23 protein-coding genes are annotated in these 22,571 nt (G+C 60.9%); 12 read left to right on the forward strand and 11 right to left on the reverse strand.

Annotated elements, in window-relative coordinates; all coding sequences use genetic code 11:
* Window positions 1-6: 6 nt before the first annotated feature.
* The 8 genes from BLO50_RS08865 to BLO50_RS08900 form a co-directional block, all read right to left on the reverse strand.
* The gene (locus BLO50_RS08865) at window positions 7-1,254 is read right to left on the reverse strand and encodes an NAD(P)/FAD-dependent oxidoreductase (RefSeq protein ID WP_090251469.1); all 1,248 of its coding nucleotides are present in this window, start codon (window positions 1,252-1,254) and stop codon (window positions 7-9) included.
* Complete coding sequence (locus BLO50_RS08870) at window positions 1,251-2,030, reverse strand: SDR family NAD(P)-dependent oxidoreductase (RefSeq protein WP_090251471.1); 780 nt, start codon at window positions 2,028-2,030, stop codon at window positions 1,251-1,253. Before BLO50_RS08870 ends, BLO50_RS08865 begins: the two co-directional genes overlap by 4 nt.
* Window positions 2,027-2,449 (reverse strand): nuclear transport factor 2 family protein, encoded by a 423-nt coding sequence (locus BLO50_RS08875; RefSeq protein WP_090251474.1) that lies wholly within the window; start codon window positions 2,447-2,449, stop codon window positions 2,027-2,029. The genes BLO50_RS08870 and BLO50_RS08875 overlap by 4 nt, the downstream gene beginning before the upstream one ends.
* The gene (gene phrB, locus BLO50_RS08880) at window positions 2,446-3,885 is read right to left on the reverse strand and encodes a deoxyribodipyrimidine photo-lyase (protein WP_090254028.1); all 1,440 of its coding nucleotides are present in this window, start codon (window positions 3,883-3,885) and stop codon (window positions 2,446-2,448) included. Before phrB ends, BLO50_RS08875 begins: the two co-directional genes overlap by 4 nt.
* A gap of 14 nt (window positions 3,886-3,899) precedes the next feature.
* Complete coding sequence (locus tag BLO50_RS08885; RefSeq protein ID WP_420875455.1) at window positions 3,900-4,841, reverse strand: MerR family transcriptional regulator; 942 nt, start codon at window positions 4,839-4,841, stop codon at window positions 3,900-3,902.
* The gene (locus BLO50_RS08890; RefSeq protein ID WP_090251478.1) at window positions 4,838-5,803 is read right to left on the reverse strand and encodes a YbgA family protein; all 966 of its coding nucleotides are present in this window, start codon (window positions 5,801-5,803) and stop codon (window positions 4,838-4,840) included. The genes BLO50_RS08885 and BLO50_RS08890 overlap by 4 nt, the downstream gene beginning before the upstream one ends.
* A gap of 125 nt (window positions 5,804-5,928) precedes the next feature.
* Window positions 5,929-6,174: a TIGR02450 family Trp-rich protein gene (locus BLO50_RS08895; protein ID WP_090251481.1), complete on the reverse strand. Its 246-nt coding sequence runs from the start codon at window positions 6,172-6,174 to the stop codon at window positions 5,929-5,931.
* The gene (locus BLO50_RS08900) at window positions 6,171-7,163 is read right to left on the reverse strand and encodes an NAD(P)/FAD-dependent oxidoreductase (RefSeq protein ID WP_090251483.1); all 993 of its coding nucleotides are present in this window, start codon (window positions 7,161-7,163) and stop codon (window positions 6,171-6,173) included. Before BLO50_RS08900 ends, BLO50_RS08895 begins: the two co-directional genes overlap by 4 nt.
* Before the next feature lie 193 nt (window positions 7,164-7,356).
* Between BLO50_RS08900 and BLO50_RS08905 the strand changes: the two genes are divergently transcribed.
* From BLO50_RS08905 to BLO50_RS08915, 3 genes are all read left to right on the forward strand, one after another.
* Window positions 7,357-8,259: a TIGR01777 family oxidoreductase gene (locus tag BLO50_RS08905; RefSeq protein ID WP_090251486.1), complete on the forward strand. Its 903-nt coding sequence runs from the start codon at window positions 7,357-7,359 to the stop codon at window positions 8,257-8,259.
* Between the two features lie 12 nt (window positions 8,260-8,271).
* Window positions 8,272-9,294, forward strand: a complete 1,023-nt coding sequence (gene hemH / locus BLO50_RS08910; protein WP_090251488.1) for a ferrochelatase — start codon at window positions 8,272-8,274, stop codon at window positions 9,292-9,294.
* A gap of 156 nt (window positions 9,295-9,450) precedes the next feature.
* Window positions 9,451-10,782: a spinster family MFS transporter gene (locus BLO50_RS08915; protein WP_090251491.1), complete on the forward strand. Its 1,332-nt coding sequence runs from the start codon at window positions 9,451-9,453 to the stop codon at window positions 10,780-10,782.
* Window positions 10,783-10,837: 55 nt separating this feature from the next.
* Here BLO50_RS08915 and BLO50_RS08920 read toward each other — a convergent pair whose 3' ends face one another.
* Both BLO50_RS08920 and upp read right to left on the reverse strand, forming a co-directional pair.
* Window positions 10,838-12,106, reverse strand: coding sequence for a uracil-xanthine permease family protein (locus BLO50_RS08920; protein WP_090251493.1), 1,269 nt, complete (start codon window positions 12,104-12,106; stop codon window positions 10,838-10,840).
* A gap of 2 nt (window positions 12,107-12,108) precedes the next feature.
* Entirely contained in the window at window positions 12,109-12,747 is a 639-nt protein-coding gene (gene upp, locus BLO50_RS08925) for a uracil phosphoribosyltransferase (protein WP_090251496.1), read from the reverse strand.
* Between the two features lie 246 nt (window positions 12,748-12,993).
* On the opposite strand from upp, the gene BLO50_RS08930 reads away from it, so the two are divergent.
* Both BLO50_RS08930 and BLO50_RS08935 read left to right on the forward strand, forming a co-directional pair.
* Window positions 12,994-13,551, forward strand: coding sequence for a hypoxanthine-guanine phosphoribosyltransferase (locus tag BLO50_RS08930; protein WP_090251498.1), 558 nt, complete (start codon window positions 12,994-12,996; stop codon window positions 13,549-13,551).
* A 5-nt stretch (window positions 13,552-13,556) separates the two neighbouring features.
* Complete coding sequence (locus tag BLO50_RS08935) at window positions 13,557-14,030, forward strand: WbuC family cupin fold metalloprotein (protein WP_090251501.1); 474 nt, start codon at window positions 13,557-13,559, stop codon at window positions 14,028-14,030.
* Here the strand turns inward: BLO50_RS08935 and dauA are convergent.
* Window positions 14,027-15,766: a C4-dicarboxylic acid transporter DauA gene (gene dauA / locus BLO50_RS08940; protein WP_169852836.1), complete on the reverse strand. Its 1,740-nt coding sequence runs from the start codon at window positions 15,764-15,766 to the stop codon at window positions 14,027-14,029. The two genes, BLO50_RS08935 and dauA, sit on opposite strands and share 4 nt — an antisense overlap.
* A 183-nt stretch (window positions 15,767-15,949) precedes the next feature.
* Between dauA and BLO50_RS08945 the strand changes: the two genes are divergently transcribed.
* The 7 genes from BLO50_RS08945 (at window position 15,950) to BLO50_RS08975 (ending at window position 22,543) form a co-directional block, all read left to right on the forward strand.
* Window positions 15,950-16,237 (forward strand): PA4642 family protein, encoded by a 288-nt coding sequence (locus BLO50_RS08945; protein ID WP_090251504.1) that lies wholly within the window; start codon window positions 15,950-15,952, stop codon window positions 16,235-16,237.
* A gap of 166 nt (window positions 16,238-16,403) precedes the next feature.
* Complete coding sequence (locus tag BLO50_RS08950; protein ID WP_090251506.1) at window positions 16,404-17,006, forward strand: TetR/AcrR family transcriptional regulator; 603 nt, start codon at window positions 16,404-16,406, stop codon at window positions 17,004-17,006.
* Window positions 17,007-17,042: 36 nt separating this feature from the next.
* The gene (locus tag BLO50_RS08955) at window positions 17,043-18,152 is read left to right on the forward strand and encodes an NADH:flavin oxidoreductase (protein ID WP_090251509.1); all 1,110 of its coding nucleotides are present in this window, start codon (window positions 17,043-17,045) and stop codon (window positions 18,150-18,152) included.
* A gap of 183 nt (window positions 18,153-18,335) precedes the next feature.
* Window positions 18,336-19,283, forward strand: a complete 948-nt coding sequence (locus BLO50_RS08960) for an alpha/beta fold hydrolase (protein WP_090251511.1) — start codon at window positions 18,336-18,338, stop codon at window positions 19,281-19,283.
* Between the two features lie 166 nt (window positions 19,284-19,449).
* Entirely contained in the window at window positions 19,450-19,956 is a 507-nt protein-coding gene (locus BLO50_RS08965; protein WP_090251513.1) for a TRAP transporter small permease subunit, read from the forward strand.
* Window positions 19,956-21,281, forward strand: a complete 1,326-nt coding sequence (locus tag BLO50_RS08970; protein WP_090251515.1) for a TRAP transporter large permease — start codon at window positions 19,956-19,958, stop codon at window positions 21,279-21,281. The genes BLO50_RS08965 and BLO50_RS08970 overlap by 1 nt, the downstream gene beginning before the upstream one ends.
* 209 nt (window positions 21,282-21,490) lie before the next feature.
* The gene (locus tag BLO50_RS08975) at window positions 21,491-22,543 is read left to right on the forward strand and encodes a TRAP transporter substrate-binding protein (protein ID WP_090251518.1); all 1,053 of its coding nucleotides are present in this window, start codon (window positions 21,491-21,493) and stop codon (window positions 22,541-22,543) included.
* Window positions 22,544-22,571: the final 28 nt, after the last annotated feature.

The raw sequence follows: 22,571 nt of genomic DNA on the forward strand, positions 1-22,571 counted from the left end.
TGTTCACTAGAGTGCTTCGCCGAATTCACGAGCCACGCGCAGCGCGCTGACCACGCCATCTTCGTGGAAACCATTGGCCCAGTAAGCACCACAAAAGTAGCTGTGGTTGGCACCGAGCAGCTCTTCCCAACGCGCCTGTGCGGCCATGCCGGCCAGGCTGTATTGCGGGTGGGCGTAGGTGTAGCGCGCCAGGATTTTGCTTGGGTCGATGGCGGCGGTCTGGTTCAGGCTGACGCAGAAAGTCGTGTCGCTCTGAATGCCTTGCAGGATGTTCATGTCGTAGGTGACGGCGGCCGGCTGATCCACTGGGCCGCCGAGGCGGTAGTTCCAGCTGGCCCAGGCCAGTGGCCGTTTCGGCAACAGGCGGGTGTCGGTGTGCAGCACCACGTCGTTATCGGCATAGGGCAGTGCACCGAGGATGGCCTGTTCGGTTGAAGTCGGCGCAGCCAGCAACGCCAGGGCCTGGTCGCTGTGGCAGGCAAACACCACTTTGTCGAAGCGCTCGCTGCCGGCAGCGCTGTGCACGGTCACACCGTCGCCATCGCGTTCAACCCGGGTGACTGCGCAGTTCAGGCGGATATGTTGCTTGAACGATTCGGTCAACGGCGCCACATAGCTGCTGGAGCCGCCTTCGATCACGCACCACTGCGGGCGGTCGCTGACCGACAGCAAACCATGGTTTTTGAAGAACCGCACAAAGAACTGCAGCGGGAAACCGAGCATGTCATTCAGCGACATTGACCAGATTGCTGCACCCATCGGCACGATGTAATGCTGGATAAAACGCTCGCTGTAGCCATTGGCCTTGAGGTAATCGCCCAGGGTCATGTCACTGGCGATGCGTTGCTGATTAAGGTCGTTCAGCGCCTCGCGGTTGAAGCGCAGGATGTCACGCACCATGCCCCAGAATTTCGGCGACAGCAGGTTACGACGTTGAGCGAACAGGCTGTTGAGGTTGTGGCCGTTGTATTCCACGCCGCTGATGGGGTCGCTGACCGAGAAGCTCATCTCGGTAGCCTTGAAGCCCACGCCGAGCTGACTCAGTAGGCGGATGAAGTTGGGGTAGGTCCAGTCGTTAAACACGATAAAACCAGTGTCCACGGCATAGCTCTGGCCATCGACTTGTACGTCCACGGTATGGGTGTGACCGCCAATCCAGTCACTGGCTTCAAACACCGTGATGGCGTGGTTACGGTTGAGCAGGTAGGCGCTGGTCAAACCGGCGATACCGCTGCCGATAATGGCGATCTTCATTGGCTGTCCTTAGTCTTGGCTTCAGTGCGGGCCATACGGGCGCCGATGGCCACCTGCAAACTCTTGGGCAAATGGCCCAGCAGTTTGAGCATGGCGATAAACGTGCCCGGGAAATTGATTTCAAACGGCTGCTGGTGCAGGCGCTCGGCGATATAGCGCGCGGCTTTTTCAACCGGCCAGCGCATCGGCATGGGGAAGTCATTTTTCTGCGTCAGCGGGGTGTCGACAAACCCGGGGCTGACTAGGGTGACGGCTATATTCTCGGCGTGCAGGTCGATGCGCAACGCTTCCATCAGGTAGCGCATGGCGGCCTTGGAGGCACCGTAGGCTTCTGCACGTGGCAGTGGCATGAACGTCACCGAGCTGCCCACCCCTACCAGCTGAGCGCGGTTACCCAGGCGCAACAAGGGCAGGGCGGCTTCGATGCAGTAACTGGCCGAAAGCAGGTTGGCGCGCATCACGCGTTCGACCATCGCCGCCTCGAAGGCGCTGACCTCGACATATTCGCAGGTGCCGGCATTAAGGATGGCGCAGTCCAGCGCCCCCCATACCTGGGCAATGTGCTCGCCGATGGCGCGTACTTGGGCGGCATCGCTGAGGTCGCCGGCCACCACCAGTACTTGCTGCGGATAGCGCTTGGCCAGTGCCTGCAAAGGCTCAAGGCTGCGCGCACTGAGGGCCAGGCGATGACCCTGTTCGAGTAGCTGTTCTGCCAGTGCGGCGCCGATGCCACTGCTGGCGCCGGTGAGCCAGATGCGCCGTGCGTTCGCGTTCATGCCAACCTCCGTTTCAGCCAGCGAATTGCCGAGCCGAGTAAGGGCAGATGCTCGTAGAGCAGGCTGCCGGCGTCGAAATAGTCACGGTGACGATAGACCTTGTCCTGCCACAGCAGGTGCGAGCAACCTTCCACGCGGATCAGTTGGCCGCCAGCGAGGCGTGGGTGGCGGTAACTCATGGTCCAGCGCAGGTAGCCTTCACCGTCGCGCACCTGGTCAAAACCGTAGAAGTCAAAGCGCAGTTCGCTGACGTTAGCGTACATGTCGCCGAAGTAACGCTGCATATTGGCCAGGCCGCGCACCTCATGCAGCGGGTCGCAGAACAGCGCGTCGTCGCTGTACAGCTGGCCCAGGCGATCGAGATTGTCTTTGTTCAGCCCGGCAAAGTCTTGGGCGAACTGACGTAGAAAGTCGCTCACAGGGCCTCCTCGCCGGCAAAGTGCGGCAGGCTTTTGAATGCGGCCAGCGCGCGCGCGCGGCTCTTGCTCAGATCGACAATTGGCGTCGAATAGTCGGCGATACCAAACAAACCACCCATCCCAGCAGGGTTGTGGATATTGGTTTTGTTCAGCCCCACCAGTTCAGGCAGCCATTGGCGGATAAAACGGCCATCTGGGTCGAATTTCTGTGACTGGCTCAGCGGGTTGAAGATGCGGAAATACGGCGCCGAATCGGTGCCGGTGGAGGAACTCCATTGCCAGCCGCCGTTATTGGCCGCCAGGTCGCCGTCAATCAGGTGGCGCATAAAGAATCGCTCGCCCTCGCGCCAGTCGATCAGCAGGTTTTTGGTGAGAAACATGGCCACGATCATACGCAGGCGGTTGTGCATCCAGCCAGTAGCCAATAGTTGGCGCATGGCCGCATCAATGATCGGAAAGCCGGTACGCCCTTCCTGCCAGGCTTTCAGCTCCAGCGGTGCATCACGCCAGGCTACGGCCTCGGTTTCCGGGCGGAAGGCTCGGTGCATGGACACGCGCGGGTAGCCCACCAGGATATGCTTGTAGAACTCGCGCCAGAGCAGTTCGTTGATCCAGGTAATCACCCCCACGTTGCCGCTGTCGAACTCGCCCTGATTGACCTGCAAGGCTGCATGCAGGCATTGGCGTGGCGAGATTACGCCAGCAGCCAGGTAGGCGGACAGCTGGCTGGTGCCGGGCTGTGCGGGGAAGTCGCGGGCGCTTTGGTAGAAGTCGATCTGCTGCGCGGCAAACGCATCCAGACGCCGCGCGGCCTCGGCTTCTCCGGCGGGCCACAGGTCACGCAAGTCCGTCGGGGGCAGGGCGAAGCCGGTAACGTGCTCAGGGATCGCATCCTGTTGGATCGCCAGCGGCGCCTGCGCCTTGGGCGTGGCGACCAGTGCCGGCAGGGCCGTGTGCAGGCGTTGATAGCAGACCTTGCGGAACTGGCTGTACACCTGGAAGTAGCCACCGGATTTGGTCAGTACACTGCCAGGCTTAAAGAACAGTTGATCCAGGTGGCTGCGGAAATTTATACCCAAGCCATCAAGCGTCTTCGCTACGGCCTGATCGCGGCGGCTTTCATGCACGCCATACTCTTCATTGACCTGCACGCTGCCAATTTGCAGCTGTTGGCACAATTCGCCAATCACTTGAGGCGCAGCGCTCCAATCGTCGGCCTCACGCACCAGCAATGGCACGTTGAGTTTGCTCAGCTCGGTGGCCAGTTCGTTTAGGTTGCGCAGCCAGAAGTCGACTTTGCTCGGCGCGTCATCGTGCGCCAGCCATTGGCTGGGGCTGATCAGGAACAGCGCCACGGTTGGCCCACTGCTCATGGCGGCGGCCAGGGCGCTGTTGTCCTGCACGCGCAGGTCGGTACGAAACCACATCAGTTGCAGCATGGTATTTCCCATCAGCTGTGCAGCAGGTTGAGATCGGTAAGGCTGTGCAGTGCAGCCAGAGGGTCCGCTGCCAGGCTCAGCTCAGCATTCTGCGCGGTGATCGCCACCAGCTCCTCGGCGTGAATCTGTACCACCTGGCCGACCAGCAGGCAGGGGCAGTCGTAACCGCCGAGCAGGCGTTGCAGGTGGGTGCTGTTCAGCGCCTGACTGGAATACAGCAACACCGCACGCGGTTGAATGTGCTCAACCGCCAGGGCGAGTTCGGTGGGTGGCAGTGGCCAGTCAAAGACCTCCACTGGGCAGCCGGCGCTGCTTGCCAGCCAGGCGGTCAGCCACAGGCCAGGGGCCATCGGTAGGTCGGAGACGTTGATCAGCAACAGCGACGCGCCGTTGTACTGGCGGTTGTTGTGGTACAGGCGCGCGCCAAGTTTGCTGCGCAGCCAGGAATAGAAAAACACCCGCTCAGCCTGTGCGCCGAACTGGTTGCGCCAACGCAGTTCCAGTTCCTCAAACAACGGCAGAAGCAGCTGTTGGCATAGGGTATGGGGCGGATACAGCGCCAACTCGCTGTTGAAACAGTCGTCCAGGCGGCGCTCGTTGAGGTTGCAGATCGCTTCCTGCAGCTGCTGGCGCCGCGCGTCCCATTGCGAGCTGGCTTCGGCAAACGCCGGTTGGCCAGCGCGTAGCAAGCCTTTGACTTGGCTAACCGACACGCCACGATTCAGCCAAGTCAGAATCGCCTGGATGCGTGTGACGTGCTCATCGGCATACAGGCGATGCCCTTTGGGGGTGCGGTGCGGCACGATCAGGCCATAGCGCCGCTCCCAGGCACGTAAGGTAACGGCGTTAACGCCGGTAATACGCGCCACATCGCGGATCGGCATAAAGCCTTGGGCAATGGCCGCCTGGTAGTCGTCGGCGGCTGCGCCGTCATTCATGGGTTCAAGGCTCATAGCGCATTACGCAGGCTGAGGTTTTCCGGGTGGGGCTGCAGGTACACCTGCTGCGCAATATAGGTATCAGGATGGCGACGGAAGTGGTGCTTGAGCAGGGTCATGGGCACCACTAGCGGCACTACACCATGACGGTATTGACCGATCAGCTGCTGCATTTCCTGCTTTTCGTCGCTGCTCAGTGATTGCTTGAGGTAGCCACTGAGATGCTGCAACACGTTGCTGTGGGTGCGACGGGTGGCGCAGCTTTTCAGGGCGCTCATCAAATCGCTGAAGTAGCGCGGTGCCAGTTCGTTGAGATCTTGCTGGCCAAGGTTGCCGAGCATGCGACCCAGGTGTTTGTACTGCACCGGGTTGGTGGCCATAAGCAGGTATTTGTAGCGCGAGTGGAAGTCGATCAGGCTTTTGCGCGTCAGGCCATCGCGTAACAGCTGTTGCCATTCGGAGTAAGCAAACACGCGGGTGATGAAATTCTCGCGCAGGATTGGATCATTCAGGCGACCATCTTCTTCCACGGGCAGGTTAGGGTGCCGCGCACAAAATGCCTGGGCAAAGATGCCGCGCCCGGGTTCGCTGGGGCGACCGTTTTCCTGGTAAACCTTGACCCGGTGCAAGCCGCAAGACGGCGACTGCTGCATAAAGATGTAGCCGCAGATATCGGTCAACTCACCGGCCATGCGTTCACCGTAGGCGGCCAGCGGTGCGGTGACATCCACCTCACGACTGACCGTGCCTACGGCGCGTGGCGCCTGAGGATCACCGACCAGGCGGATGGGCTCGCGGGGTACGCCCATGCCGATCGCCACTTCTGGGCAGAGCGGGGCAAAGTCAAAGTACTCACTGAGCGTGCGGCTGCACAGGCGTGATTCCTTGTGGCCGCCGTTGTAGCGTACCTCGGTGCCGAGCAGGCAAGCGCTAATGCCCAGTTTGGGTTTGCCAGTGGCGTGTGGTGATGGGCTCATGGGCAACCTCTGATGTGCGACTTGTACAGATCCTGTTGGATGTACAACTTGTCTTCATCATAGGTTTGTAATTGTACAAGTCAATATCTTTGTACAACTACTGTAGGGTTTTGTGTGTAAGGCTGTTACGTCCAGCCCATGCGCCAGTGCTCGGGGTTTTCCAACACACGCCAGTCCAGCCGCTGACAGCGTTGATTGAGCACCGCTTGCAGTTCGATCTGCAGCACCGTGCCTTCCTCGTCGCAGAACAGCTCGGTGACAAGAAAGTGCTTCTCACGGTTCTGCGGCAGCACCGCTGTCCATTTCGACAACAGCAACTTGCGCGGGTTGAGCCGGTGCTTCGCCGGTGCGTTGTGCGCGCGAGCGGTCATTGCAGGTGCTCAATCAGGCGGCGAGCAGCTTCCTGGCCGCTGAGCCAGGCGCCTTCAACCCGGCCGGACAGGCACCAGTCACCGCAGGCGTAAATGCCCAGGTCGGCATCGGCCAGTACGCCCCACTGGTGCGCGCTGGCGGGGCGCGCATAAAGCCAGCGGTGCGCCAGGCTAAAGGCGGGGGCGGGCACGGCGCAGCCGATCAACTCGGCGAAGGCGCCTAGCAAGTGTTCGGTGACGGCTTCCTTGGGCAGATCCAGGTGCTGTTTGGTCCACTGGCTGGTGGCGTGCAGCACCCAGGTGTCGAGATGGGTGTCGCGGCTGGGTTTGCTGCGGTTACGTGCCAACCAGTCGAGCGGGCTGTCTTGCACGAAGCAGCCTTCGACGCGGGTTTCCAGCGGGGTGTCGAAGGCCAAGGCCACTGCCCAAGTTGGGTCCATGGCCACGCTCGCTGCCGCGCCGGCCAGCTTTGGGGCGCTGGAGAGCAGTGCTGTGGCTTGCGGCGCGGGGGTGGCGACGATTACATGGCTGAACGGCCCATGGCTGTTGCCTTCGGCGTCCTGCAGGTGCCAATGCTGTTCGCCGCGGAATACTTCGGTGATGCGGCAGGAGAAGGCTACTGGCAAGGCGCCAAGCATCGCGCGAGTAATTGCACTCATGCGCGGGCTGCCGACCCAGCGCACTTGTTCATCCGGCGAGGCGCTGAGCTGGCCGTTGTTGAAGTTGTAGAGGCTGGGGGTCCACTCGGCGACCCAGCCACGCGCTTGCCACTGCTGCACCACCTCGACAAAACGACGGTCGCGGGCGGTGAAGTACTGCGCGCCCAAATCCAATGCGCCGGCATCGCTACGCTTACTGGCCATACGGCCACCGCTGCCGCGGCTCTTGTCGAACAGTTGTACGGGGTGCCCGGCGGCATGCAGCGCCTGCGCGGCAGACAGCCCGGCGATGCCGGTGCCGATGATGGCGATGGGGTGAAGAGCGGTCATGGTCTACCTCGTGTTTTCAAGCGTTAGGCTACGCTTTAGACAAAAGCTATACAATATCGTTTTTGTGTATAAGCTATGCCGGAGTCGATCCTGCCTTTCTATAGTTAAGACAACCTGCAGCCGGATTGAAGCCACAAACGCGATTAATCCGTCGGTGGTCACCTATTGAGCACGGTCATACGAGGGCATTTCTATGCACATTCTTCTGACGGGCGGAACCGGTTTGATCGGGCAAGCGCTGTGCCGACACTGGTTGCAGCAAGGCCACCAGCTGACGGTGTGGAGCCGAAGGCCCGAACAGGTCGCGGCGCTCTGCGGGAGCGCGGTGCGCAGTATTGGTCGGCTCGAAGAGCTGGGTGAAGAACCGCTGGATGCCGTGATCAACCTGGCCGGCGCACCGATTGCCGACCGGCCTTGGACGCGTAAACGCAAGGCACTGCTATGGGCCAGCCGGATTGGCCTGACCGAACAATTGCTGGCCTGGCTGGAAAGCCGCGCGCACAAGCCGCAGGTGTTGTTGTCCGGTTCGGCAGTTGGCTGGTATGGCGACGGTGGCGAGCGTGAATTGCATGAAGATTCGCCGCCGGTCAGCAAGGATTTCGCCGCCCAACTGTGCGGTGCCTGGGAAGAAACCGCCCTGCGCGCTGAGGACTTAGGCATCCGTGTGGTGTTGCTGCGCACGGGGCTGGTGCTGGCTGCTGACGGCGGGCTGCTCAAGCGCCTGCTGTTGCCGTTCAAGCTTGGCCTGGGTGGCCCGCTCGGCAATGGCCGGCAGTGGATGCCGTGGATTCATCTCAGCGACCAAATCGCCCTGATTGATTTTCTCCTGCAGCAGGACTCTGCGCGCGGTCCTTATAATGCCTGCGCGCCGACGCCGGAGCGTAACCGCGCCTTCAGCCAGGCCCTGGGCCGCGAGCTGCATCGCCCGGCCTTTATGCCGGCCCCTGCGTTTGCTCTGCGCATGCTGCTGGGTGAGCTGTCGGTGCTGCTGCTCGGTGGCCAGCGTGCGATGCCGACGCGCTTGCAGGAGGCTGGCTTCAGTTTTCGTTTTACTCATTTGGATGTGGCCCTGGCAGATTTGCTCGGCCACCACTGATTAGGACTTTGCATGACCGATCACGCCTTGCTGTTGGTAAACCTGGGCTCGCCGGCCTCCACTGATGTGGCCGACGTGCGCCGTTACCTCAACCAGTTTCTGATGGACCCCTATGTCATTGACTTGCCTTGGCCGCTACGGCGTTTGCTGGTTTCGCTGATTCTGATCAAGCGTCCGGCTGCCTCTGCACATGCCTATGCCTCGATCTGGTGGGAAGACGGCTCGCCGTTAGTGGTGCTGAGCAAGCGCCTGCATCAGGCGATGAAGGCGTCCTGGACCCACGGTCCGGTGGAGCTGGCCATGCGTTATGGCGAGCCTTCGCTGCAAACCGTGCTGACTCGCCTGGCTGCTCAGGGCATCAAGCAGGTCACGTTGGCGCCGCTGTACCCGCAGTTTGCTGACAGCACCACCACTACGGTGATCGAAGAAGCCAAGCGCGTGGTGCGTGAGCAGCAGCTGCCGATTCGCTTTTCCATCCTGCCGCCGTTCTACGATCAGCCGGAATACCTGGATGCCTTGGTGGATAGTGCCAAGCCCTATCTGGAGCAGGATTTTGACCATTTGCTCCTAAGCTTTCACGGCCTGCCGGAGCGTCACTTGCACAAGCTCGACGCCACTGGTCATTGTCTGAAGGGCGATGATTGCTGCCGTACGGCCTCACCTGAGGTGTTGGCCAATTGTTACCGCGCTCAGTGCTTGCGCAGCGCCGAGCTGTTTGCCCAGCGCATGGGGCTTAAACCCGAACAGTGGTCGGTGTCGTTCCAGTCGCGGTTGGGCCGCGCCAAATGGATCGAACCTTACACTGAGGCGCGTCTCGATGAGTTGGCCAAGCAGGGCGTGAAGAAGTTGCTGGTGATGTGCCCAGCCTTTGTCGCCGACTGCATCGAAACCCTGGAGGAGATCGGCGATCGTGGCCGTGAGCAGTTTGTTGAGGCTGGCGGCGAGAGCCTGCAGCTGGTGCCGTGTCTGAATGATCATCCCAGCTGGGTCACTGCCCTTAAAACCCTCAGCGAGCGTGCGCCGCTACAGCTCTAGAGAAATATGCTGTGACGGTTATTCGCCCGAAAGGATGCCGCGCATTCGCCTGGCTAATAACACCTACGAGCGATACTCAGCGCCCTGCAACTCAGCCTAAGCTGGCAGTTCTTTCAACCGTCGTGCACCGCACCAACGGTGCCGAGGAGACTGCCAGTGCTCAACAACAATAACGGCTATCCCTCTTCCACCCGTGGCTGGGTGACTGTCGCCATCCTGATGGTGGCGTACGTGCTGTCGTTTATCGACCGGCAGATTCTCAATCTGCTGGTCGGCCCGATCCGCCGTGACCTGATGATCAGCGACACGCAGATGAGCCTGTTGATGGGCCTGTCCTTTGCGTTGTTCTACACCGTTTGCGGGATTCCCCTGGGCCGTCTGGCCGATACCAAGAGCCGTCGTGGCTTGATTGCCTTTGGCGTGCTGTTCTGGAGTGCCGCCACTGCTGCCTGCGGCATGGCCAAGCTGTACTGGCAATTTCTGCTCTGCCGCATTGGCGTGGGCGTTGGCGAGGCGGCGTTGTCGCCAGCGGCCTACTCGCTGATTGCCGACAGTTTTCCGGCTGAACGCCGCGCTACCGCCATCAGCGTATATTCCATGGGGGTTTACCTCGGTTCCGGGCTGGCCTTTCTGCTCGGTGGCCTGGTGATTCAGTTCGCCTCGGCTCAAGGCGATGTGGTGCTGCCGATATTGGGTGAAGTACGGCCCTGGCAATTGATCTTTCTGATTCTTGGCGGCGCGGGGATTCTTTTCACCCTGCTCCTGCTGGCGGTCAAGGAGCCTGCACGTCGGGGCGTCGGGGCTGGTGTCGCGGTACCGCTGGCCGATGTTGGCCGGTATATCCGCGCCAACCGGCGTACCGTGCTCTGCCACAACTTCGGCTTTGCCGGCCTGGCGTTTGCCGGTTATGGCAGCGCCGCCTGGATTCCGACTTTCTTTATTCGTACGTACGGTTGGGATGCCGGCCAGGTCGGTATTGTTTACGGCAGCATCGTGGCGGTGTTCGGTTGTTTGGGCATTGTTTTCGGTGGCCGTCTGGCGGATTGGATGGCTAAGCGCGGCAGCAGCGACGCCAATATGCGTGTCGGCCTGTATGCGGCCGTTGGCGCGGTGCCTTTTGTGCTGGCCTTCCCGCTGATGGAAACGGCGCTATGGGCGGCGATTCTGACTGCGCCGACGGTGTTCTTCCTGAGCATGCCATTTGGCGTCGCACCAGCTGCGATTCAGGAAATCATGCCCAACTCGATGCGCGGCCAAGCCTCGGCAATCTACCTGTTTGTGATCACCCTGATCGGCTTGGGCATCGGTCCGACGGCGGTGGCGCTGGTGACCGACTATGTGTTTGCCGATGACATGGCGCTGCGTTACTCGCTGCTGATCGTCACCAGCATTGCCGTGTTCAGTTCGATTGTGCTGCTGAGCATGAGCCTCAAGCCTTACCGCGAGAGCGTGGTGCGGTTGCAGCAGTGGTCAGCTCAGTCCGCCTGACGTACCCCAAAAATAAAAAAGCCCCGCAGTTGCGAGGCTTTTTAGTGGGTGCGAGTTACAGGTCTGGCTCTTCCAGCACGGTCTTGCTGCGCCAGCCTTGGCCGCCTGGCAGCACCAGGTTAAGCACCAGGGCGCAGATGGCGCACAGCGAGATGCCGGAGAGGGCGAAGTCGCTGTTGCCGATCACCATGCCGCCGATGCCGAACACCAGAGTCACCGAGACGATGATCAGGTTGCGCGCCTCTGACAGGTCGACCTGATGGCGGATTAGAGTGTTCAGACCCACCACCGCGATAGAGCCGAACAGCAGGCAGAGGATGCCGCCCATCACCGGTACCGGAATGCTTTGCAGCGCGGTGCCGAACTTGCCGACGAAGGCCAGGCCGATGGCGAAGCAGGCCGCCCAGGTCATGATCTTCGGGTTGTAGTTCTTGGTCAGCATTACCGCGCCAGTAACTTCTGCATAGGTGGTGTTCGGTGGGCCGCCGAACAGCCCGGCCGCCGAAGTGGCCAGGCCGTCGCCGAGCAGGGTGCGGTGCAGGCCGGGTTTCTTGATAAAGTTCTTGCCGGTTACGCTGCCGATCGCCACTACCCCGCCGATGTGCTCGATGGCCGGAGCCAGCGCCACCGGGACGATGTAGAGGATCGCGCCCCAATGCAGCTCAGGCGTCACGAACGCCGGAATCGCCAGCCAGGGTGCGGCCGCGATATTGCTGGCGTCTATCACCCCGCAGAACGCCGCGACGATGCAGCCGACGATGATCCCCGCGAGGATCGGCACCAGGCGCAGCAGGCCACGGCCCATGGCCGCGACCAGCACGGTGGTGATGAGCGCCGACATGGAAATCAGCATGGCGGTTTCATACGGCACCAACTGCGCGCTGCCGTCTCCAGCTTTGCCCATGGCCATGTTCACCGCCACCGGCGACAACGCCAGGCCGATAGAAATGATCACCGGCGCGATGACTACCGGCGGCAACAGGCGGTCGATAAAGCCCGCGCCTTTAACCCGCACCACGGCGCTGAGCAGGATATACACCAGGCCCGATGCGACGATGCCGCCGAGCACGGCCGGCAGGCCAAACTCGCCTTTAGCCGCGAGAATCGGGGCGATAAAGGCAAAGCTGGAGGCCAGAAAAACCGGCACCTGGCGTCCAGTCACCAGTTGGAACAGCAGGGTGCCGATACCCGCGGTGAATAGCGCTACGTTGGGGTCCATACCGGTGATCAACGGCATCAGCACCAGGGCGCCAAAAGCCACAAACAGCATCTGCGCGCCGGAAATGCCCTGGCGCCAGAGTGGATCGTTGTATTCGTCCTGCATGCTTACGCGTCCTTCTGTTTGGTGCCGAAGATCTTGTCGCCGGCATCACCGAGGCCGGGAATGATGTAGCCGTGCTCGTTCAAACGCTGATCGATGGACGCGGTGTAAATGGTCACGTCAGGATGCGCATCGTTGACCACCTTGATGCCTTCTGGTGCAGCCACCAGGACCATGGCGCGTATTTCCTTGCAGCCGGCTTTTTTCAGCAGGTCGATGGTGGCGACCATCGAGCCGCCGGTGGCGAGCATCGGGTCGATGATCATCGCCAGGCGCTCGTCGATTTCCGAGGCGAGTTTTTCCAGGTAGGTGTGCGCTTGCAGGGTTTCCTCGTTGCGCGCCACGCCCACGGCGCTGACCTTGGCACCTGGAATCAGGCTGAGCACGCCTTCGAGCATGCCGATGCCGGCGCGCAGGATCGGCACCACAGTGATTTTTTTGCCGGAGATTTTTTCCACCTGCACGGTGCCGCACCAGCCCTCGATCTCGTAGTTTTCCAGGGGCAGATCCTTGGTCGCTTCATAGGTCAGCAGCGCACCGACTTCCTGAGCCAGCTCCCGAAAATTCTTCGTGCTGATATCGGCGCGGCGCATCAGGCCGAGTTTGTGACGGATCAGCGGGTGGCGGATCTCGAGGATGGGCATGGCGGGGTCTCCGGCAGGACGGGTAAAAAACTGGCCTAGATTAAAGCATTGGCTATGCCAAGTGCTGAGCCAAGATGGCCTAATGTCGCTAAATAGCGCCTAACGTGTCGTGGCTTGCGGGTAATTGCCGCAGTTGGTCTGCCGGGGCTTGCTCTGCATGACGCAGATGCGTACCTTTGCCGGCTTTTATTTTGACGCATTGATCAGCTTTCTGGTCTGGCCGTCCCGCTCCCAAGAGGAAACAGCATGTCCGTCGATCTCGCGCATATCCGCCAAGTTATGGCTGAAGCCGATTGCCTGCACAGCAATGCCGAGGTCGAGGTGGCCATCGACGCCATGGCGGCGGCCATCAACAATGAGATGGCCGACAGCAACCCTGTGGTGTTCTGCGTGATGAACGGCGGGCTGATCTTCTCCGGCAAGCTGCTGCCCAAGCTCAACTTCCCGCTGGAATTGTCCTATCTGCACGCCACCCGCTACCGTAATGAAACCAGTGGCGGCGAGCTGTTCTGGAAGGCCAAGCCGGAAATCTCCTTTATTGACCGTGACGTGCTGATCATCGACGACATCCTCGATGAAGGGCATACCCTCGGTGCAATCATCGATTTTTGCCGTCACGCCGGCGCCAAGAACGTGCGCATCGCCGTGCTGGTAGATAAAACCCACGACCGTAAAGCACGCCCGGACCTCAAAGCCGATTACGTCGGTATGTCCTGCGTTGATCGCTATGTTTTTGGCTATGGCATGGACTACAAAGGCTACTGGCGCAATGCGCCGGGTATCTACGCGGTTAAAGGGCTGTAAGACGTATGAGTGGGCCGCGCTTTCTTGATCAGACCCTGTTCGGCGCACTGGCCGAGCAAGCGGCGGCCAGCCCACGGCAACGCCAGCACCATAATTTTCACCAGATGGACGAGCCTTGCCATCGCATGGCGGTCGGGCTACAGCCGAATACCTATATCCCGCCGCACCGTCATCTCTCGGCGGACAAGGCCGAAGCGCTGCTGGTGCTTAAAGGTCGCCTTGGCTTGCTGATTTTCAATGACGCCGGTGAGGTGCTGGATAAGCGCGTGCTGGAGGCGGGCGGTGCCTGTGTTGGCGTTGACCTGCCGCCTGGGGTGTTTCACGCCCTGGTGGTGCTGGAAGCCGATAGCATTCTGTTCGAGTGCAAAGCCGGGCCCTACAAACCAGTGGGCGAGGGCGAGCAGGCCAGCTGGGCGCCGCGTGAAGGCGAGCCTGGTGTGGCCGAATACCAGGCCTGGATGCACGCGCAATTTATCTAGCCCGCTGATTCCCCATCGACCTTTGGTGCCAGCCAGCGCAGCGCCTTTTCCCTGGCCTGGGCCAGATCGCGTACATAGGCCAGCTGTCCTTCAACGCGTACTATCCCGGCGCGGCGCAATTGCAGGCGCACCTGCGGCGTCGGTCCGCTCAGCACCAACGCGACGTGCTGCTCGCGATAGTCGCGCAGCACATTGTCCAGTGCGGCAATGGCGGTCATGTCCAGCAGCGGTACGGCGCTGATATCGACGATCACCACCTTCACTCCAGGGGTAAAGCGCCTGAGTACGCTCAGGGCCTTTTCCGCTGCGCCGAAGAACAGCGGCCCGCGAATGGCATAGGCCAGCACATGCTCGGGTAGGTCATTAAGCGCCTGGTGGAAGTGCTTGGGCAGCGCTTCGGTGTCGGTCAGGTCACTCATGCGTTTGATAAACAGCCCGGCGGCCAACAGCAGGCCGACGCCCACGGCCAGCACCATATCGAACAGCACGGTGAGAATCAGGCAGGTCAGCAGCACCAGCACATCACTGCGCGGGGCGATGCGCAGGGTGTGGTGCACATGCCGCGGCTCGCTCATATTCCACGCCACCACCAGCAGCAAGGCCGCCAGCGCCGCCATTGGCAGGTAGCTGAACAGGGGCGCGAGAAACAGGATGGCTATCAGTACTACGCCGGCGTGGGCGATAGCGGCCAGCGGCGAGTAAGCCCCGGCGCGCACGTTGGCGGCGCTACGGGCTATCGCGGCGGTGGCGGTGATGCCGCCGAGCAGCGGTGCTACCAGATTGCCGATGCCCTGGCCGATCAGCTCGCCATTGGGGTCGTGCTTGCTACCGGTCATGCCATCGGCAACCACCGCGCAGAGCAGCGATTCAATCGCCCCGAGCATGGCGATGGCAAAGGCCGGGGCGAGCAGTCGGCGGAACAGCTCAAAGCTCACCACCAGCGGTTGGCCATCGGCCCCCGGTAAGTGCCAGGGCCAGATAAAGCTCGGCAGAAACGGTGGAATACCCGGATGCTCAACGCCATCCAGGCTGTAGCTGAAGCGCTCGCCAAGGGTCGCCACGGGAATCTGCAGGCTTTCCAGCAGCAGCCCAAGCAATGCGCCGACTGTCAGCGCCACCAGATGCCCGGGTATTTTCGGCACCCAGCGTGGCCAGATCAGCAGAGTCGCCAGGCAGACCAGCGCCACCAGGCTGTCGCCCAGTTGCAGGCTGGGCAGGGCGTGTAGCAGGCCATTGAGCTGTTCCATGTAGTTGTTCGGCTGGCTGCTGAGCTGCAGGCCGAACAGGTCTTTGATCTGCAGGGTGGCGATGACGATACCGATGCCGGCGGTAAAACCCAGCGTAACCGGGTAAGGGATAAACTCGATCAAGCGTCCGGCGCGCATCAGTCCGAGGGCAATCAGGATCAGTCCGGCCATCAGTGTGCACAGCAGCAGGCCGCCGATGCCGAATTGCTGAGTGACCGGCAGTAGAATCACTACGAAGGCGGCGGTCGGCCCGGAGACGTTAAAGCGCGAACCACCAAACAGAGCGATCAGCGTGCCGGCCACCAGCACCGTATACAGACCATGCTGCGGCGCCACACCGACGGCAATTGCCAGGGCCATGGCCAGCGGAATGGCGATGATTCCCACCGTTAAACCGGCGCTCAGGTCGCTGCGCAGGTTTTTCCAGCCATAGCCGGCGCGCAGGGTCTGGCGCCAGGCGGAGAACAGCGGCGGTAAGGGCAGCGACATAATGACTCCCAACTCGATAGGCGCAGTATAGGGTTTGAGTGCGGTGGGCTGTGTTGACCTAAGTCGGCTGTGCGCCAGCCTCAACGCGTGTTAAACCCTGTGGTTGCCCGGCATCCGTTGAGCCCTTGCCCGCCCCAGAGGTACACTGCCGCCCCCGTGTGGCCTGGTTAGCTGGAGTGAGTGATGCGTAAAGACAAGAAACAGGTGATTGGCGAAGAGATTGGTGACGAGCCGATCAAGCTGTTCCTCAGTGTGGAACCGGCCGATGCCACGCCACCGTCGCTGCACAAGCTGGTCAAGGCCTACCGCGGCCTGCGTATCGATGACTTCGAGCGCTTTGTCGGCTTCTTTGTCGCCGCTGGCTACGACCTGAATGCCAAGGATGCCCAAGGCAATGACTTTATCGCGCTGATCCAGGATCAACGCTTTGCCGAACCCTATATTGAAGTGATCAAGGCTGCTCGCGGCTAATAAGCCAAGTCAGCGCTTGCAGCGCTGATTAAGGCTCACGCCTGCCCACAAAGCCGCGATCTGTTCGCGGCTTTGTCGTTTCTAAAACCCGCTCTGCTTCTTACTGATAATCACGCAAATCAATAGTGCTGGGCGAGGCGAGACGACCGGTCATATTCTTGCCGGCATGAACTCCAGCATTCGACTCGACAAGCGTGACCTGATCCTCGCCAAAGGCGCCGAGGTGATGACCCGTCGTGGTTATCACGGCGCCGGCGTGCAGGAAATCGTGCAGGCGGCGGGGGTGCCGAAAGGCTCCTTTTATCACTACTTCGCCAGCAAAGAAGACTTTGCCCTGCAGGCCTTGCAGCAGGTCTATCAGCCACGCCTGGCGCGTTATGCCGAAGCCCTGGCCAATCCTGCCTTGAGTCCGCGCGAGCGCATCCTCGGTTATTACGCCGAACTGGTGGAGCACTTCGCTCGCCAGGAACGTCTGGAATACCACTGCTTTATTGGCAGCCTGAGCTTCGAGATGGCCGAGCTGTCGCCGACTCTAGGCGCGCAGGTCGATGCGATTCTGCAGGCCTCGGCGGACACCCTGCAGGCCTGTCTGGAACAGGCGCAGGCGGTTGGTGAGCTAGCTGCCGATGAGGATTGCCGCAACCTGGCGAGCTTTATCGCCAATGCCTGGCAAGGCGCGTTGACCCGACTCAAGGTGGCGAACAATACCCGCGCCCTGACTGACTTTATCCAACGCCTGCAGCTGTTGTTGCAGGCCTCACCCCTTTAACCAGTAGCGGCGCTCTGGCCGCCCCGAGGAATGATGATGACCGATCCCGTTAAAGCGCTGTTCCAACCCTTTACCCTGGGCAACCTGGAGCTGCCGACCCGCGTGGTCATGGCGCCGATGACCCGTTCCTTCTCCCCGGGCGGCGTACCCAACAGCAAGGTCATCGAGTACTACCGTCGCCGCGCGGCTGCCGGCGTTGGCCTGATCGTCACCGAAGGCACCACGGTTGGTCACAAGGCTGCCAACGGTTACCCGAATGTGCCGCGTTTCTACGGTGAAGACGCCCTGGCCGGTTGGAAAAAAGTTGTTGAGGCGGTGCACGCTGAAGGCGGCAAGATCGTTCCGCAGCTGTGGCACGTGGGCAATGTGCGCAAGCTGGGCACCGAGCCGGACGCCGGCGTGCCAGGTTACGGCCCGAGCGAGAAAATCAAAGAAGGCAATGTGGTTGTGCACGGCATGACCCAGGACGATATCAACGAGGTGATTGCCGCCTTCGCCCAAGCCGCCAAAGATGCCAAGGCTATCGGCATGGATGGCGTGGAAATCCACGGTGCCCACGGCTACCTGGTCGACCAGTTCTTCTGGGCCGGCAGCAACCAGCGCACCGATGAATACGGCGGTGACCTAGCGCAGCGTTCGCGTTTTGCCATTGAGCTGATCAAGGCGGTACGCGCCGCAGTAGGCCCAGAGTTCCCGATCATCTTCCGTTTCTCGCAGTGGAAGCAGCAGGATTACAGCGCTCGTCTGGTGGAAACCCCGGAAGCCTTGGAAGCCTTCCTCAGGCCACTGTCTGACGCCGGCGTGGATATCTTCCACTGCTCGACTCGGCGTTTCTGGGAGCCAGAGTTCGACGGTTCCGAGCTGAACCTGGCGGGTTGGACGCGCAAGCTGACTGGCAAGCCAACCATCACCGTCGGCAGCGTCGGCCTGGACGGCGAGTTCCTGCAGTTTATGGTCAACACCGACAAGGTCGCCGAGCCGGCCAGCCTGGAAAACCTGCTGGAGCGTTTGAACAAGCAGGAATTCGACTTGGTGGCCGTGGGCCGCGCTCTGCTGGTCGACCCGGATTGGGCGGTCAAGGTGCGTGATGGCCGCGAGCAGGACATTCTGCCGTTTAGTCGTGATGCGCTGACCAGCCTGGTCTAATACCCCATTTTATCGTGTGCGCCGCAAAACGGCGCAACACTCCTCAAGCCCCGGCACATCGGGGCTTTTTTTCGTCTGCGCTTTGGCTGGTACGCGGGCACCCCACATTGATGCAGAGCACTCAGCAGGCAAGCGCCGCGTCGTTGGCTAGTATTGCCAGTGCCCCGCCATCAGGTACCGACTATGAAACGTGTTGTGCAGATATCCGTATCCCTTGTTCTGCTGTTGCTGATCAGCCTGGCCGCTGCGGTTGCCTGGAACTGGGCGCCGGATCGCTCCCTTGCCGACCTCAAGCCACGCTGGGCCTTGCCGCCATCCGAGTTTCTGGCCATCGATGGCATGCTCGTGCATCTGCGTGATCAGGGCCCACGGGATGACCCCGCGCCGATTGTTTTGCTGCACGGCACCTCGGCCAGCTTGCACACCTGGGAAGGCTGGGTAGCAGCGCTGCAGACTAAGCGTCGGGTGATCAGTCTCGATCTACCGGGTTTTGGCCTGACCGGACCGTTCCCCGATGGCGATTACCGTATGTCCCACTACAGCGCCTTCCTTACCCATGTGCTGGACCAGTTGCAGGTGCCGCGAGCGGTGGTGGCGGGCAACAGTTTTGGCGGGCAACTGGCCTGGCAGTTTGCCCTGGACCATCCGCAGCGGGTCGAACGGTTGGTATTGGTGGATGCTGCCGGTTACCCGCGCAATGCCACCTCCATTCCCATCGGTTTTCGCCTGGCGCAGACCCCCGCGCTGGCGCCGCTAATGGCCAACCTGCTGCCCCGGCAGATGATCGAGGCGAGCATTCGCAACGTCTATGGCGACCCGAGCAAGGTCAGTGATGAACTGATCGACCGCTACTACGAACTGACCTTGCGTGCCGGCAACCGTGAAGCCTTGCGTCAGCGTTTTATCCAGGCCGAAGCCGGGCAGGGCTTCACGCGCATCGCTGAGCTCAAGGTGCCGACCTTGATTATCTGGGGCGGCCGCGATGAATTGATTCCGCCGGACAACGCCGAGCGCTTCAAACGCGATATCCAGGGCAGCCGCCTGGTGCTGTTCGACGACCTGGGGCATGTGCCCCAAGAAGAGGACCCCGCGCGCACCGTCGCGGTGCTGATGGGCTTTCTAGAGGGCTAGCCGGAGTTTTCCGCAGTTTTTGACTGCACACTAAGCTGCTGATATTTCGAGAGAGATTGGCTGCATAAAAGAGCTGGCGTGCTTTGTGCTAACGCTGTCGGTGCCAGTTGGCTTTACGCCATCTTGGTCTAGGCTCTCGGAATAACAATTATTCGGCAGGTGCGGTATGCCCAAGGCCATCAGGCTGTTTGTGCACGCAGTGGAGGCGCTCAACCGCGTTGTCGGGCGCTTCGCCATGTACCTGATCTTCGCCATTCTCGGCGTGCTGCTGTACTCCTCCATCAGCAAGACCTTCTTTGTGCCGGCCGCCTGGACGCTGGAGTCGGCGCAGTTTCTGATGGTCGCCTACTTCCTGCTTGGCGGCGCCTATTCGATGCAGCTCGATGCCCATGTGCGCATGGACCTGTTCTATTGCAACTGGTCGCCACGTACTCGTGCAGTCGTCGATGTGATCACCATAGGCTTTCTGATTTTCTACCTAGTGTTCTTGCTCTATGGCGGTATTTCTTCAACTCAGTACGCCCTTGAGTACAACGAAACCAGCTACTCGTCGTGGTCGCCACCCATGGCGCCGATCAAGATTCTGATGTGCATCGGTATCGCCCTGATGCTGCTACAGGCCATCGCTACCCTGTTCAAGGACATCGCCGCCGCGCGGGGGGAAACGCTGTAATGGATTACGAGCTGATCGCCCTGCTGATGTTCTCCTCGATGATGTTGCTGCTGCTTACCGGCAAGCGTGTATTCGGTGCCATTGGTTTTGTTGCCGTGGCCGCCGCCCTGTTGTTGTGGGGTGATGGCGGTTCGGAAATGGCCTTCAGTGCGGCCATGAAACTGATGAAGTGGTATCCGTTGCTGACCCTGCCGTTGTTCGTGTTTATGGGCTATATGCTCTCCGAATCTGGGCTGGCCGAAGACCTCTACAAGATGTTCCATGTCTGGATGGGCCCGCTCAATGGCGGCCTGGCCATCGGTACCATCGGCCTGATGGTGGCGATCTCGGCCATGAACGGCCTGAGTGTGGCCGGCATGGCCATCGGCGCCAGTATCGCGCTGCCGGAGCTGCTGCGCCGCGGTTACGACAAGATCATGGTCACCGGGGTGATTCAGGCTGGCAGCTCGCTGGGCATCCTTATTCCACCGAGCGTGGTGCTGGTGCTGTACGGCATGATCGCCCGCCAGCCGGTCGGCCAGCTGTGGCTGGCTGGGGTGTTTCCCGGCTTGCTGATGGCGGGGCTGTTTATTCTCTATATCGCCATCCGTTGCCGCTTGCAGCCCGAGCTGGGGCCGGCTTTATCCGAAGAGGAACGTGGGCAGATCAGCCGGCGCGAGAAGCTGCTGCTGCTCAGGGCCGGCATTGCGCCGTTATTTATCTTCTTCTGCATGACCGGGCTGTTCCTCATGGGCATCACCAGCCTGGTGGAGAGCTCGGCGGTTGGCGCTGCGGCAGCCACCCTGATGGCGCTGGTCAAGGGCCGTTTAACCCGCAGCGTGATGGAGGAAACCCTGCGCAAGACGCTAGGTATCAGCTGCATGTTTATGTGGATCATCCTCGCCGCGCTGTGCTTCGGCGCGGTGTTCGACGGCCTCGGTGCGGTCAAAGCGATTGAAGCGCTGTTTCTCGAAGACCTCGGCCTGGGGCCTTGGGAAGTGCTGATCCTGATGCAGGTGTCGTTCATCCTGATGGGCATGTTCCTTGATGACACCGCCATGCTGGTAATCGTCGCTCCTTTGTATATCCCGCTGGTCGGTGCACTGGGCTTTGATCTGGTTTGGTATGGCGTGCTTTACACCATCACCTGCCAGATCGCTTATATGACCCCGCCCTTCGGTTACAACCTGTTCCTGATGCGCGCCATGGCTCCGCCGGAAGTCTCGCTGCGCGACATCTACGTTTCGGTGACTCCATTCGTGCTGATCATGATCCTGGCCTTGGTGCTGGTCATGGTCTTTCCGCAGATCGCCCTGTGGTTGCCGCAGTGGCATTACGGCGGATAAGCACATGAATTTCAGCTGTAGGCCAGCGCAGTCGTACCGATAAAGCCAGTGAGGATTGCTACGGTGCCGTTCCGCTGATGCCGTGCGCAATCCTCAAGGGCTTGTGAGTCATCAGGTACAGGTTGCCCCTCTGAAAACCCTGCCAGCGCCCCGTGGGTCAGGCAGTGCGGTTGTATGCCATCTGAATCGACAAGCCTGGAGATAACAGCATGAGTACGAGACGCAGTTTTCTGAAAACCGCCGCGGTAGCAACCGGGGCAGCAGGGGCAACGGCATTGGGGTCGGCGCATATCTACGCCGCCGAGCCAAAGAAAATCGTCTGGCGCCTGCAAACCTATGCCGGCGCTGCCTTGGGCGAACATGTGATCAAACCGTCCATTGATGCCTTCAACAAGGCCGCCAATGGCGAGATGGAAATCCAGCTGTATTACGCCGACCAACTGGTGCCCACCGGCGAGCTATTCCGCGCTATGCAGAAGGGCACCATCGATGCGGTACAAAGCGATGACGACTCCATCGCCGCGCCCGTGGATATCTCGGTTTTTGGCGGCTACTTCCCGTTTGCCACCCGTTACAGCCTGGATATTCCGGTGTTGTTCAACCAATACGGGCTCAATGAAATCTGGGCCGAAGCCTATGGCGAGGTCAAAGGCGTGACCTGGCTCGGGGCAGGCGCCTGGGACCCGTGCCACTTCGCCACGGTCGAGCCGATCACCAAGCTTGAGCACCTCAAGGGCAAGCGCATTTTCACCTTTCCCACTGCGGGTAAATTCCTCACCCGCTTTGGCGTGATCCCGGTGACCCTGCCTTGGGAAGATGTCGAGGTAGCGATCCAGACCGGAGAGCTGGACGGCATTGCCTGGTCCGGCATCACCGAGGACTACACCGTCGGTTGGGCCAACGTGACCAAGTACTTCCTCACCAACAACATCTCGGGCGCCTGGTGCGGCTCCTACTTCGCCAACTCGGACAAATGGGCCGAGGTTCCCGAGCACCTGAAAACCCTGTTCAAACTGTGCATGGACAGCTCCAACTACTACCGCCAGCACTGGTACTGGGGCGGTGAAGCGCAACTGCGGGTTGAGGGCGGCAAGCTACAGCTGACCTCAATCCCGGCCGATGAGTGGGCCACCGTTGAGGCCGAAGCTCAGGTGTTCTGGGATGAAATCGCCAAGACCAGCCCACGCTGCGCCCGTGTGGTGGAAATCTTCAAGAAGTACAACGCACTCATGGCCAAGGCCGGCGCGCCCTATCGCGGCTAGTGCTGTGTTGCTTGCAACTTACGCCTGC

Source organism: Pseudomonas peli (assembly GCF_900099645.1).
GTDB lineage: Bacteria > Pseudomonadota > Gammaproteobacteria > Pseudomonadales > Pseudomonadaceae > Aquipseudomonas > Aquipseudomonas peli.

Bases quoted from the DNA above. Each gene is read 5' to 3' on its own strand.
- BLO50_RS08960 (WP_090251511.1), top strand. From the start codon at position 18,336: ATGAAACGTGTTGTGCAGATATCCGTATCCCTTGTTCTGCTGTTGCTG.
- BLO50_RS08870 (WP_090251471.1), bottom strand. From the start codon at position 2,030: ATGAACGCGAACGCACGGCGCATCTGGCTCACCGGCGCCAGCAGTGGC.
- BLO50_RS08970 (WP_090251515.1), top strand. From the start codon at position 19,956: ATGGATTACGAGCTGATCGCCCTGCTGATGTTCTCCTCGATGATGTTG.
- BLO50_RS08885 (WP_420875455.1), bottom strand. From the start codon at position 4,841: ATGAGCCTTGAACCCATGAATGACGGCGCAGCCGCCGACGACTACCAG.
- hemH (WP_090251488.1), top strand. From the start codon at position 8,272: ATGACCGATCACGCCTTGCTGTTGGTAAACCTGGGCTCGCCGGCCTCC.
- BLO50_RS08865 (WP_090251469.1), bottom strand. From the start codon at position 1,254: ATGAAGATCGCCATTATCGGCAGCGGTATCGCCGGTTTGACCAGCGCC.
- BLO50_RS08895 (WP_090251481.1), bottom strand. From the start codon at position 6,174: ATGACCGCTCGCGCGCACAACGCACCGGCGAAGCACCGGCTCAACCCG.
- BLO50_RS08975 (WP_090251518.1), top strand. From the start codon at position 21,491: ATGAGTACGAGACGCAGTTTTCTGAAAACCGCCGCGGTAGCAACCGGG.
- BLO50_RS08890 (WP_090251478.1), bottom strand. From the start codon at position 5,803: ATGAGCCCATCACCACACGCCACTGGCAAACCCAAACTGGGCATTAGC.
- BLO50_RS08920 (WP_090251493.1), bottom strand. From the start codon at position 12,106: ATGCAGGACGAATACAACGATCCACTCTGGCGCCAGGGCATTTCCGGC.
- BLO50_RS08955 (WP_090251509.1), top strand. From the start codon at position 17,043: ATGACCGATCCCGTTAAAGCGCTGTTCCAACCCTTTACCCTGGGCAAC.
- BLO50_RS08900 (WP_090251483.1), bottom strand. From the start codon at position 7,163: ATGACCGCTCTTCACCCCATCGCCATCATCGGCACCGGCATCGCCGGG.
- BLO50_RS08945 (WP_090251504.1), top strand. From the start codon at position 15,950: ATGCGTAAAGACAAGAAACAGGTGATTGGCGAAGAGATTGGTGACGAG.
- BLO50_RS08905 (WP_090251486.1), top strand. From the start codon at position 7,357: ATGCACATTCTTCTGACGGGCGGAACCGGTTTGATCGGGCAAGCGCTG.
- upp (WP_090251496.1), bottom strand. From the start codon at position 12,747: ATGCCCATCCTCGAGATCCGCCACCCGCTGATCCGTCACAAACTCGGC.
- BLO50_RS08935 (WP_090251501.1), top strand. From the start codon at position 13,557: ATGAGTGGGCCGCGCTTTCTTGATCAGACCCTGTTCGGCGCACTGGCC.
- BLO50_RS08965 (WP_090251513.1), top strand. From the start codon at position 19,450: ATGCCCAAGGCCATCAGGCTGTTTGTGCACGCAGTGGAGGCGCTCAAC.
- BLO50_RS08930 (WP_090251498.1), top strand. From the start codon at position 12,994: ATGTCCGTCGATCTCGCGCATATCCGCCAAGTTATGGCTGAAGCCGAT.
- dauA (WP_169852836.1), bottom strand. From the start codon at position 15,766: ATGTCGCTGCCCTTACCGCCGCTGTTCTCCGCCTGGCGCCAGACCCTG.
- BLO50_RS08950 (WP_090251506.1), top strand. From the start codon at position 16,404: ATGAACTCCAGCATTCGACTCGACAAGCGTGACCTGATCCTCGCCAAA.